This window comes from Thermosipho melanesiensis BI429, assembly GCF_000016905.1.
GTDB lineage: Bacteria > Thermotogota > Thermotogae > Thermotogales > Fervidobacteriaceae > Thermosipho > Thermosipho melanesiensis.
Genome location: NC_009616.1, coordinates 968,222 through 980,783, shown reverse-complemented (window position 1 = coordinate 980,783; position 12,562 = coordinate 968,222). Strand labels below are relative to the sequence as shown.

At 28.2% G+C, this 12,562-nt stretch carries 12 protein-coding genes; all 12 read left to right on the top strand.

Translation table 11 applies throughout. The features are described from left to right. The first annotated feature begins 146 nt into the window (after window positions 1–146). Window positions 147–923, top strand: a complete 777-nt coding sequence (locus TMEL_RS04925; protein ID WP_041426000.1) for a hypothetical protein — start codon at window positions 147–149, stop codon at window positions 921–923. Beyond that, entirely contained in the window at window positions 892–2,019 is a 1,128-nt protein-coding gene (hemW, locus tag TMEL_RS04920) for a radical SAM family heme chaperone HemW (RefSeq protein WP_012057166.1), read from the top strand. Before TMEL_RS04925 ends, hemW begins: the two co-directional genes overlap by 32 nt. Next, entirely contained in the window at window positions 2,009–3,097 is a 1,089-nt protein-coding gene (locus TMEL_RS04915) for an FtsW/RodA/SpoVE family cell cycle protein (protein WP_012057165.1), read from the top strand. Before hemW ends, TMEL_RS04915 begins: the two co-directional genes overlap by 11 nt. A 31-nt stretch (window positions 3,098–3,128) precedes the next feature. Further along, window positions 3,129–3,335, top strand: coding sequence for a hypothetical protein (locus TMEL_RS04910; protein WP_012057164.1), 207 nt, complete (start codon window positions 3,129–3,131; stop codon window positions 3,333–3,335). Window positions 3,336–3,378: 43 nt separating this feature from the next. Further along, complete coding sequence (locus TMEL_RS04905; protein ID WP_012057163.1) at window positions 3,379–4,305, top strand: AAA family ATPase; 927 nt, start codon at window positions 3,379–3,381, stop codon at window positions 4,303–4,305. Next, window positions 4,305–5,486 (top strand): DUF58 domain-containing protein, encoded by a 1,182-nt coding sequence (locus TMEL_RS04900; RefSeq protein WP_012057162.1) that lies wholly within the window; start codon window positions 4,305–4,307, stop codon window positions 5,484–5,486. Before TMEL_RS04905 ends, TMEL_RS04900 begins: the two co-directional genes overlap by 1 nt. Continuing rightward, a complete protein-coding gene (locus TMEL_RS04895) occupies window positions 5,483–6,676 on the top strand; it encodes a hypothetical protein (protein WP_012057161.1) in 1,194 nt (397 codons plus the stop codon). Before TMEL_RS04900 ends, TMEL_RS04895 begins: the two co-directional genes overlap by 4 nt. A 125-nt stretch (window positions 6,677–6,801) precedes the next feature. Beyond that, window positions 6,802–8,427, top strand: coding sequence for a nucleotidyl cyclase domain-containing protein (locus tag TMEL_RS04890; protein ID WP_012057160.1), 1,626 nt, complete (start codon window positions 6,802–6,804; stop codon window positions 8,425–8,427). After that, on the top strand, window positions 8,424–9,158 hold the full coding sequence (gene truA, locus TMEL_RS04885) for a tRNA pseudouridine(38-40) synthase TruA (protein WP_012057159.1): 735 nt from the start codon (window positions 8,424–8,426) through the stop codon (window positions 9,156–9,158). The genes TMEL_RS04890 and truA overlap by 4 nt, the downstream gene beginning before the upstream one ends. Next, window positions 9,158–10,381 carry a hypothetical protein gene (locus tag TMEL_RS04880; protein WP_012057158.1) on the top strand — a complete coding sequence of 408 codons (1,224 nt, stop codon included), beginning with the start codon at window positions 9,158–9,160 and terminating at the stop codon, window positions 10,379–10,381. The genes truA and TMEL_RS04880 overlap by 1 nt, the downstream gene beginning before the upstream one ends. Next, window positions 10,378–11,172: a TlyA family RNA methyltransferase gene (locus TMEL_RS04875; protein WP_012057157.1), complete on the top strand. Its 795-nt coding sequence runs from the start codon at window positions 10,378–10,380 to the stop codon at window positions 11,170–11,172. Before TMEL_RS04880 ends, TMEL_RS04875 begins: the two co-directional genes overlap by 4 nt. Further along, the gene (locus tag TMEL_RS04870; protein WP_012057156.1) at window positions 11,169–12,560 is read left to right on the top strand and encodes a hypothetical protein; all 1,392 of its coding nucleotides are present in this window, start codon (window positions 11,169–11,171) and stop codon (window positions 12,558–12,560) included. The genes TMEL_RS04875 and TMEL_RS04870 overlap by 4 nt, the downstream gene beginning before the upstream one ends. Window positions 12,561–12,562 lie beyond the last annotated feature (2 nt).

Sequence of the window (12,562 nt, the reverse complement as noted above, 5' to 3'; positions counted from 1 at the left end):
AATACAAACAAAAGTTTTTGTAATGCAGGAGAATACTACCCTTATAGGAGGAAGAGTATAGAAGGAAAAACAATAATGTTGGAAAGGAGGGAAGCGCGCTTTCCTCCACATCCTAAAGAAGATGTGGTTTCTTGCGCTGAATTACGATGAAAAAACTATTAATAACACTTCTTGGAATTGTTTCAATAGTAATATTTTCTGGGGAATTTATGCTTTTTGATAATACCATTATCTTAAACGCACCTCCTTTCTTTATGGAACTAGGTGATGGTGTAAGTATTGGCCTTTCATACTCCACCTCAACCACTTATTACAAAGAAAACAATCTTGGATTCCTAAAGGTAACACTTCCTCAAAATAGGGAGTACGTATCCGCAAGTCTTTTTCTTGGTACAAATTTTGGGGTTTATGTCTCTATTGGGAATGAAAATCTACAAATTCCAACAAGTTTTAAAAGCATGGAATTTTTTATATCCAAAGATTATGCCTTTTATACTTCTTTATCAAAATTCTTTATCGCAATTGGACCTTTAACTTTAAACACCAGAAGCATATTTTTAAAAAAGGGAAAAGACTTTGGATATTCATTAAATAGAACTTTTGTAAAATATAAGGAATATTCAGGTTATTTTTTGAGTTTAAACGGAATATATTTTCTAGGATATTTTTACCCACTTGATAATTCTCTAGAACAAGGAATCCTAGGAGGTTTAGGTTCAAATTTCAACGAAATATATCTAAATATTGGTATTAGAAAACACTTTAATTTTGAAAAATTAAAATGTTTTGGATATGGATATATATACTCTTCAACGAACAACGTATTTGGTATAAATTACTTTGCGGGAATATATATAACATTTCCTTTGAAAGGAGAAATTACAATTTGGGATGGAAAAATATCTTTCAGATTTAATTGGTAATTTAAACAAAATTTCATTATATATACACATACCTTTCTGCAAAAAAAAGTGTTATTATTGCGATTTTGTAAGTTATACAGAAGGTAGTGTAGAAAACTACATAGAAGCTTTAATAACTGAACTAAAACTATATGAAAAATATCTAGAAAAGGGCATAAAAACATTGTATATTGGTGGAGGAACACCAAGTTATATTAACGAACATTATATAGAGAAACTGGTAATGTTTTTAAATAAATACTTACAACTCGAGGAGTTTACAATAGAAGTAAATCCAGATTCTTTTGATAGCGAAAAAGCATATTTTTATAAAAGTTTAGGCACTAATAGAATTAGCTTGGGAATACAATCTCTTGATGATACAGTATTAAAGAGAGCTGGTAGAACACATAACAGCTATCAAGCATACAAAGCTTATGAAATTGCAAAAGGAATATTTAATAACATAAATGTAGATTTTATAATAGGACTACCCGGTGAATCTTGGAAAAGTATTGAAAAAATTGTTGATTTTATAAGGCTTGAACATCCAAAGCATATCTCTGTTTACCTACTCGAAATTCATGAAGGAACTTTTCTATCAAAAATTATGAAAAAAATACCAGATGAATCATTTGAAAGACATGATGCTTTATTAGACTTTTTAAAGACAGAAGGCTATGAAAGATATGAAATATCAAATTTCGCGCTAAACGAAAACTATAGCAAACACAATCTGGTTTACTGGGCAAATAGAGAATATATAGGTGTTGGCCTATCAGCAGGTGGACACTTTGATAATTTTAGATACAACAACGTTTCGGATTTCAAAAGTTACTTTTTAAAATTAAAAAATGGAAAATTTCCTTATGGATATCAGTCGAAAAATACAAAAGAAAAAGAAATACTTGAAACTATATTTATGATGCTCAGAACAAAATGGGGAATAGATAAAAAATTGGTGCATATTAACTTTGAAATTGAAAACATCTTAAATACTTTAAAAAGAAAATTTACATTTTTTGATGGTACCAGATTAAGCGAAAAAGGTATGGATTTTTCTTCAATGTTTTTTTCAGAGCTTTTAATGCTTTGGGAGGAATTTTATGAGATATAGCACTTTGATTCTATTTACAGCTATTTTTGCACTTTTTATAATAGCCTCTGTAGCCTTATATTCAATAGACTTTGCAAGAGATTATTACGACCTTGGCACAAAACACTTTTTTAGAAAATATATAGTTTATATACTCATGGGAATAATAGTTTCAAGTTTTTTGGCGTTTTTTTTAAATATAGAACTTCTAGAAAATAAAAAAACTTTATGGTGGTTGTACGGTTTAGTAGTCATCCTATTACTGTTAGCACTAGTGGGACCTTTTTCTTACGAAAGAAATGGTGCAAACAGATGGATTAAAATAGAAAACTTTCCATTTACCTTTCAACCATCTGAAATTGCAAAAGTATACATAATTTACTTTTTATCATTATACATAAAAGATAACAAAGAAAAAATGAAACATATTTGGTATGGATTATTAAAACCTCTCATTCTAATCAGCCCGATACTGTTTTTAATATTTATTGAACCAGATTTCAGTACTACTATGTTAATAGTTTTAGTTGCAATAACTCTCTTGTATTTTGGTGGAGTAAAGATGTTTCAAATTATCTTTTTATCTTTTTTGCTAATCGTATTGTTATTTATCTCAAAAGAAGTGGGATTAATTCATGATTACCAATTAAAGAGAATAAACGATTTCCTATCTAATGAAATGCATTGGCAATTAGAGAAAGCATACGAAGCTATTGGAAATGGAGGAATATTAGGTGCAGGTCCAACCCTTGGAAAATACTACTTCCTAGTGCCTCAATCCGAATCGGATTTTATCCTTGCTACTATAGGTGAAAATCTGGGGTTTTTTGGAATACTAATTATTATATCCAGTTACTTATTCATTGTTAGTAGCCTTATAAAGATCAGTGATGAAATTAATAATGAATTTTTGAGATATTTTATATGGGGATACGCTACATTAATGTTATTTCATGTAGTTATAAACATGGGAGTGGTAAGTCATATCTTTCCAGTAACAGGAATAACTCTACCATTTGTAAGTTATGGGGGAAGTTCTATATTATCTTTTTCCATAGGACTTGGAATAATTTTCTCTGGAGTTTACTCTCAAGAATAATTTCCGATAATTAACTTGAGGAGGTGATAATTTGAGAATATCAGGAGTTAGTAATATATCATATACTCCTCGGATAGTTGCTAAAACAGTTTCCCAACAAAAAACCCCAATAATGACAAAAGAGCAGATGGCACAATTACTGAGCTTTATGACCTATCAACAAAATAACATGAACTTGAAACTGGTGCGTATAGCTGGGGCACTTTACAGTGGTAAAAAAATCGACCAGGCAGTTTAGGAAGCAGCAAATGCTGCTTCCTATTATGTTGAAAGGGGGGATAATGTTGGAATTTTCAAACAAAATTGTGAAAAATATATCAAATGTAATAAAAGGAAAAGAAAATCAAATAAAAATAATTATTTCAGCTCTTTTCTCAGGGGGGCATGTTTTATTAGAAGACGTTCCCGGTGTGGGAAAAACCATGTTAGCAAGGGCAATTTCAAAAAGCTTTTTCTTTGACTTTAAACGTGTACAATTTACACCAGATCTTCTCCCTACTGACTTAACAGGGCTTTATATATATAAAAAGGAAAAGAATGAATTTATATTTAAGGAAGGACCAATTTTTACAAATGTATTACTCGCAGACGAAATTAACAGGGCTACTCCAAGAACTCAATCCGCATTATTAGAATCTATGGCAGAAAAACAAGTAACAGTTGATGGTGTAACTCATATCCTTCCAGATGTATTCTTTGTAATTGCAACACAAAATCCCATTGAATCAGAAGGTACATTCCCTTTACCCGAAGCACAACTTGACAGATTCATGGTAAAACTTTCCATGGGATATCCAAACGAAATGGAAGAAAAAGAAATACTATTATCGCAACTTGATCATCATCCAATAGAAGATATATCTGCTGTAATGGATATGAATGAGTTCTTAGAACATAGAAAAAAAATCAAAAAAGTTAAAATTTCAGAAGATGTTATAGATTACATTGTAGATATTGTAAGAACAACCAGAAATCATAAAGATATACTTGTTGGGGCAAGTCCTAGAGGTTCAATAGCACTTATGAAACTTTCAAAATCATATGCCTATCTTAACGGAAGGGATTTTGTGTTACCAGACGATGTAAAAACCTTAGCTCCATTTGTACTAAATCATAGAATTCTTTTAAATATAGAAGCAAAAATTAAAAAAGTTAATAAGTTTGATATTATAAATGAAGTGTTAGATTTTGTAAAAGTGGTGAAATAATGATAGAAACAAACAACACTAAGTTAATTATATTATCTGTAATTATTATTTTCTTAAACGGCTTTTCTCTAAATGGTTTTGTTATATTTTTAGATTTTTTAGTTATTTTAGAGTGGATTTACTATCATAAAGTTAAAAAGAATATAGAAAAACTGGATGTAAGTTTTTCTCTAACAAACACGAGATTTTTCATAGGTGAAAAAGTTAAATTAACCGTTTATTTAAACCAAAATTTCGAATGCTTTCTTTCGATACCAGAGATAGGCATCTCCAAAATTCCACTAAAAGATAAAGTAACATTAACCTACACCTCAAACAAAAGGGGAATTAAAAAAATAAATTATCTATTTTTAAAACATGAAACCTTTTTGTTTAATCTTATAAAGAAATTGGAAAAAGGTATCGAAGTTATATTTTTTCCAGAGTTTGAACCTGTAAATTTTAGAAAAGAAGAATTACTTGATTTAATTCCCAACCTGAAATCTAACATTAGGTTATTAGAAGATACTTCTTATTTTGTAGGTATTAGAAAATATCAAAACGATCCTATAAGAAAAATAAATTGGAAAATTTCCGCAAAACTCAATGACTTATATGTAAAAAACTACGAATACACTTCTCAAGGAAAAATTATTTTCTCTAGTTTTTTAAACCTCCACAGTGATTTAAAGAATAAGGAAGCTTGGAAATACATTCTTCCAAAATACGTAGAAGATAGCATATACGCTTTAAACAGCATGATAAAAGACGTAGGAAGTAGAAATATACCTCTAAAATTGTTTATTGACTCCTCAAAAGGAATTAAAAAAAATTCCTTTGAAAATTGGATAGACTGTTTTGAAATACTTGCCACATCATACGGTGGGTACAAATTTAACTATGAAATTTACAACGAGATAAAAAAAGAAATTAGATATAATGACACACTGGTAATAATAACTATGTTTTTAGGAGAGAAGGATTTAAAAGAAATTTTAAAAATAAGGGAAATTATCACAAAAATAATAGTACTTGTAATGCCCTTTGGCTTTAGAAGAACAAATATAAAAAAATTCAAAAGTTTTCTAGAAATACCTTATGAATTAAAACGTCTAAAAAAACACATAGGTGTACTAAGAGAAAATAACGTTCATATTGTTCTATATGACGAAAACAATTTATTGCAGGAGGGGCTAATTTGATTAACATATTGTTCATCTTTTTATTTTTAACCGCTTTTTACGAAATTAATTTTTATTTTCTCATAATAATTACCTCTCTAGTTTTTTCTTTTTATCTAAAAAAACATTTTTACATTTTATCTTTCATTTTATCAATAGTCCTTTTCAAAAATCCCTTACCCATAATTTTTATCTGTCTATTCGATATCCTGAAAGATATAAGATATGTTTACTTTATCTTTCTAATCTTTGGTGTTTTCTTTAATACCACAAAAATGGCTATTATTGCTTCATTTTTCACATTTGTACTATCTTTGAACAAAAAGAAACTTTGGTTATTAGTTCTAATCCCACTACTTTTCATTCCCACAATATTTAATCCATATTCCATGCTTAAAGGAAAAGAATATCCCATTTATGAATCAAAAAAAACTACAAACTTTATTGTAAAAAATAATGAAATTGAAAATAAAATACCTGTGGAAAAAAATCAAAAACCAGAAGAAACCATTAACTGGGACAAAGTTTTTTACTCGCTATTATTCTTCATAGGAATTTCTGGGGTATATATTATTTTAAAGATTGCAAATAGTTTCTCTGCAAAACTCTTATTTACAATATTATTTGTTTTTGGTTATGCAATTATTTTCTATTTATCAGTATATGGTCTTTTTTCAAAAAAAGTTACATTTTCCATCAACCCTAAGGTAAACATTCAAGATTCTTACAGTCAAACTACTACAAATACAAAAACAACAGAATCAACTCCCAATAACCTCTCAATTAATTTACCAACTATATCTAAACACACCAAAAACCTTCTTATTTTAATTGTTGAAATTATATTTACAGTAATTTTAGCATTAACACTCTTTCAAATAAGATTTCTACGAAAGAAAAAAATCCCAAAAATATCTAAAAACAATACAAAATGGTCCACAAAAGACACATACGAGGATATTATTAAATTAAATGATAAAAGTAATTTAACAAGAAGGCTGTACGTATATTTAAGAGCCAAAATTTTTAAAAAATATAAAAACCTAACACCTTATGAATTACTTAATACTTTAAAAGAAAAAGATTTAAACGAAATAACCTATCTTTTTGTAATGCAAGAATATGGTATGAAAAAAATTGATTTTGATATAACTAAAATCAAAGAGGATTTCAAAAAACTAATCCAAAAATATAACGTAAAATCATTGTAATTATTATTTAAATATTTCAAAAGGTTGGTTAATAGATATTAACCAACCTTTTTTCTATTTTATAATGAAAAATTGTCAAAATTTAAATAAAAAAATGGTAAAATAAAAAGGATAAAAAAGGGGGGATGGTTATAAATAAAAATTTTTATCTTGTGACTTTCTCAATTCTAATAGGTGTGTTTTTGCTATTTTTGTCTGGAAAGTTTATTTTTTCCATATCTTGGTTTTTTGTAATAAGCTATATTACCGCTATTTTTATATCTAGATTGATGGATCTACAACTTTCAAAGTTTACATTTTCTTTTGATTTACTTGTAACCATTCCTTTTTTACTTTTTATAACACCTGAGACAGTAAGTGTTATTTTACCGGTTATATGGTTCATAACTTCAAAGAAAAAGAAAATTTTAAGATTTTCAATCTCTTTTTTAATGACATCTTTAGGTACATTTTTCTACCATTTAGCAAATGTCGATTATTTAAAGATTCCATTTTTTGTCTTGGGAGCACTTCTGGCAAATCTTTTTTGGATGTTTATCTACTCTATAAATACGCTTAAAGAACTTGTCAATCCACTCGTAAACAGTTACTTATTAATATTCATAGGTTCGTTGATAATTTCAAACGTATATATATTCTCTGAAATAAAATCTTTCCCTTTTTTTATGCTAATTTTCACTTACATTCTTTACCTTTTTGTCATTGTATCATATGTAAAATCGTATAACATTGTTCTCTTTGAAAAAATAGAAAGAACAAAATTAAATCGCGAAAACGAAAATTTTATGACCTTAATAAGCTTAGTCTATGAAGATAACGTAGAAGATTTTGATAAAAGGTTAGAGGAAATTTTGGAAACATCATGCAAAATTGCAGGCTTTGAAGCTGCCTTGATGAGTCTGTTTGATAATGAAAATAAAAAGGTTGTTAGAATAGCAAAATCTGGTATTCCGGAAGACGTTTTTGAAAAACTGAAAAACAGTAACGTATCCATAGATTCAACAATGGTTTACTTCTCAAAAAGATTTGAAAATGAAGGAGTTTACTTTATACCAGAAAACACTATTTCCATAGAAGAAGATGTTTCATATGTCTTTGAAAATTATCTTACCTTTGATTATGAAAATAGCTGGGAACCCCTTGATCTTCTATTAGTTCCAATACTAAATGAACAAAATCAAGTAGTTGGATATATAAGTTTTGATAAACCTCTTTCTGGTTTAAGGCCATCTATAAATGAATTAAAACTTTTAAAAGTATTATCTTGGTTTATTTATCAATTCCTTAAAAAGACACCTTATGCCAGATTCTGGATTTCTAAAAATCTAAAATACTTATCTTATCCAGAATTTGTAAGGTTTTGCGACTCTATGATTAAAAATAGTGAAGAAGTAGTTCTAGCTATATTAGATATAGATAATTTTGATACAATAAACTTTGAAAAAGGACCTGAATATGCAGAAATGATTTCCAAATTTGTCGAAAAATACTTCAAAGAAAGAAAAGACATATTCTATTACAAAATAAGCGGTGAAAACTTTATTTTTCTGTTTCCTAACAGTACAAAATTAAAAACCTTAATGTACCTTGGAAAATTTTATGAAAGTATTACGGAAGAATTTGGTATTACGTTAAGTATTGGCCTAACATACGATGAAAATAAAGGTTCATACTTTGAATTATTAAACAGAGCAAGAGAAGCACTTAAAGTCGCAAAAAAATCAGGTGGTGGGAGGATTATGTCTTTATGAAACGTTTTGCTATTGAATTTTCATACGACGGAACAAATTTCTTTGGTTATCAAGGACAACCAAATGTAAGAACTGTTCAAGGTGAGTTAGAAAAAGCACTTGAAAGAATTTTCAAAGAAAGAATCTTTACACAAGGTGCTGGAAGAACAGATGCTGGAGTTCATGCAAACGGACAAGTTGCAGCATTTAATTGTCCAATTGACAGATTAGCTGCAATTGACATTAAAAATGCATTAAATGCAAACTTACCAGAAGATATATATGTCAAAAAAGCATGGGAAGTGGAAAAAAATTTTAATCCACGTTTTAGAGCAAAAAAAAGAATTTACCATTATCTTGTATCTACAAATGAAAAAGATGTTTTCAAAAGAAATTACGTCTGGCATTTCAAATATAAATTAAACATTGAGGCGATGAGAATAGCTGCGCGTTATTTGGAAGGAGAACATGACTTTTCTTCTTTTAAAAAAGGGAATGATAAAAAAAATCCAATAAGGACGGTTTATAGGATAAGGATATTAAATGTTAAAAAAGAATTAATTTTAATAAGAGTGGAAGGAAGATCTTTTTTAAGGAGTATGGTAAGAAATATTGTTGGAAGTTTGGTGAGGGTGGGATTGGGTCAATGGACACCGGAAAAAATAAAAAAAGTTTTAGAAGCACGTTCGCGGCAAGAGGCGGCTGGTACGGCACCGCCACATGGTTTATACTTATACAAAGTGTTATTTTAATGGGTATTACTCTCCAAGCAAGTGGAGTTATATTTTTTGTTGGAGATAACATTACAGAAGAAGCTAGCAAAATAATCCAAGATTGGTTTAAACAACCTGTCGTTTCGTTGTATTATGAAGGACCTTTAGAACTTAAACCAAAAATAGAAGAATACTTTTACAAACGTGGTTATTTAATAGGAATAGGTGAACCTATTTATATATTTATTAAAAAACATGAGGGAAAAATAGCTTGGAAAATTATTTACAAAGACTACAAAGTTGATAATTTTTTATCACTTTCATATTCGATAGATGACTTGTTTAGCATTTTGGATAAAACATTCAAAAAATTTAATTTACCAAAAAAATCCATAGCGTACGACCCTGAAGAAGAAAAATATTACATTGCTGAAAACCAAATAAAACCTTTTCTGATTAAGCGCAAAGAAAAAATATATAAAGTAAAAATAGGAGAAGATATCTCATACTTAAAAGAGGGATTCTATAATTTTAACGGTAACACTGTCTACGTTGGTAAAGACATAACTTTAGATAGTACTTCCAATTTTATAAAAGACATATATGTTTACGGTAAATACAAATACAATGGAGAAAAAATAATTTTTGAAGATAAAACCATAGATTTTCCAGAAGTTCCTCTATACATTGACAAACAAAGAGTTATTTCTTCACATTATTGGTATGAAAATCAATTAATTGAAAACAGTGAAGTAGTTTTAGATGTATTTAAAAAGATGGCACTTCTTTCTGATGGAAGTTTAGTTGATTTGTCTAAAACCTGGAAATACCAACTACCTGACACACCGTTTGATTGGTATTTGGAAAACGAAAAACTTGCATTGGCATTTGTAAATGGTGATGTTTTAGTTTTCGATATTAGAAAGAAAAGGATTTTATACACACAAAAGTTTGAAAAACTCTTAGGTGTAGGATTAAAAGATTTTCTTTATGTGAATTCCAACGGAAAACTTTTAAAGATAAACATTATATCAAAAAAAATGGAAAGCCTTGGAAATATTAAAGGAGATTTTATTATTGATGGCGAAAATGTAAAATTTGTGAATGGTATAGTAATAAGGCCGAGGTATAAAGGTGTATGGTACGATGGTACATTTTACCATTTCAAAAATTTAAAAGTTGAAAACTACTTAAATTTGTTATATGATGATAAGGCATATTATATATTTACCCTAGATGGCACTTGGAGGTTAATAAAGTGAAGGAAAGAATAGACTTATTACTTGTTAAAAAAGGATTGGTAGAAAGTAGGGAAAAAGCAAAAAGACTCATTATGTCTGGAAATGTGATAGTGAATGAAGAACGGGTAGATAAAGTAGGGAAATTAGTAGATATAAATGCAACAATAAGAATTAAACAAAAGGAGAAATACGTAAGTCGAGGAGGTTACAAACTAGAGGGTGCACATAAATCATTTAAGTTTGAAATAAAAGATAAAATAGCTTGTGACATTGGTGCTTCAACAGGTGGATTTACAGATTTTCTACTCCAAAATGGTATAAAAAAGGTCTATTGTGTAGATGTGGGATATGGACAACTGCATTGGAAAATAAGAAACAACAAAAAAACTATAGTCCTTGAAAAAACAAACGCAAAAAATTTGGATTTGGAAGAAAAGGTAGACTTGGCAGTTTGCGATGTTTCATTTATATCAATAACAAAAATCTTTCCAACTATTAAAAAAATATTAAAAGACGATGGAGAAGCAGTTGTATTAATTAAACCTCAATTTGAAGCTGGAAAAAGCAAAGTTGGAAAAGGCGGAATAGTACGAGATCCAAAAGTACATGTAGAAGTTATTACAAAAGTAATTAATAGCACAATTGCTAATGGTTTAAAGCCAATTTCCCTAGATTATTCTAAAATCAAAGGAACAGATGGAAACATTGAGTATTTCTTGTACCTTAAAAACTCTAAAGAAACAATAAACTTTGAAAATATAAACATAAATATAGAAGAAATAGTAAAAAAAGCCTGGGAGGATTTGAAATGAAGAAAAGTTTGATAATTATCTTTTCACTATTTTTTGTTTTTTCATTTTCAAATATTTTAAACTTTGTACCGTTTGACTATAATTTATTCATTCAATTTAAAGACACAAAAAATATTTATGAAGATTTAAAAAAAGTCCCCTTTGTTAATTTTATTCTAACTGATAGTGGACTTTCTTTTGAAAATTATATTTTAAATTACCTTGAAAATTTAGAATATGAAAAAGGTATATACAAGGAAACTTTCTTAGACATTTTTTCCAAAAATATCTTATTCTTGTCCAAAGGTGGAGAAATTGTTCTAGATGACACGCTATCATTTGATGTTAATTATTACTTTGACATCTTAAGAAACCTTTCAAAAGACTCCGCAATAATATTCGAGACAAAAAATGCCACAAAAGTTTCAAATTATTTTGGAAAACTTTTAGACGAAAAGGTTTCACTTGATAAAGATACTTTTTTAATTGGTGACTTTTTGTTTGCAAGACAATACGAAGATTATTACATAATCTCAGGCAGCAAAACCACTATTGATTATTTAATATCCACCTACAACAACAAAGATTTACAATTTGCTAATAGTAACATTTTAAATAATTTAGAAAAAGAATATTGGATTTTTGGATATTCAAAAGGGAATGCTTTGAAAATAAATTTTCCATTTACAGTTGAGACAAGTAATGTAAATACAGAATATTTATTTTTTACAGGTAAAATAGAAGATAACGTTTTAAGAATTAAAGTACATCAAAAAACAAATAAATATTATGAAAAAAGTGCGCTTGTAGACGACTTGATGGAAAACATACCCGTTTTGGGAAATTATTTTGCGGGTATAACAGTTGAAGACTCCAAAGAAGCACTAAAGATTATAGAACCTTGGGTTTTTACTATTGAGAGTACAGATCTAACAAAATTCTATACATTAGCAGAAAATATAATAACAAATTCCACTTCAACATTTTATGTTGTTGGTGATGTTGATGATTCTACAAGTGTTTCCGTTGCCTTTTTGTTTAAACTATCTGATGGATATGAAAATATTAAAAAAATTTTGACAAAATATTCGGCAAAATATGATAAAATAAATGATGAATGGATAATAGATATTTCAGAAGATTTCAAATTATACTTCTACGATTATGAAAAATTCTTTATTGTTAGTAACATTGAAAAAAATTATTACTCAAAAAAAGCCAAAATTCAAAAATTAATGGATATAGCCGCTTACAAATTCTTAGATAGAAAAAGAAGCTATGATATTAAGGTGTTTTTAGATATAGGTGATCTTGTATATAAATTTCTTGGGATAAAACTTGAATCAAAAGTAATATTTTGGCAGGAAAAAAGTGGATATTTTATAAATTATTATTTAGATATAATGTAGGA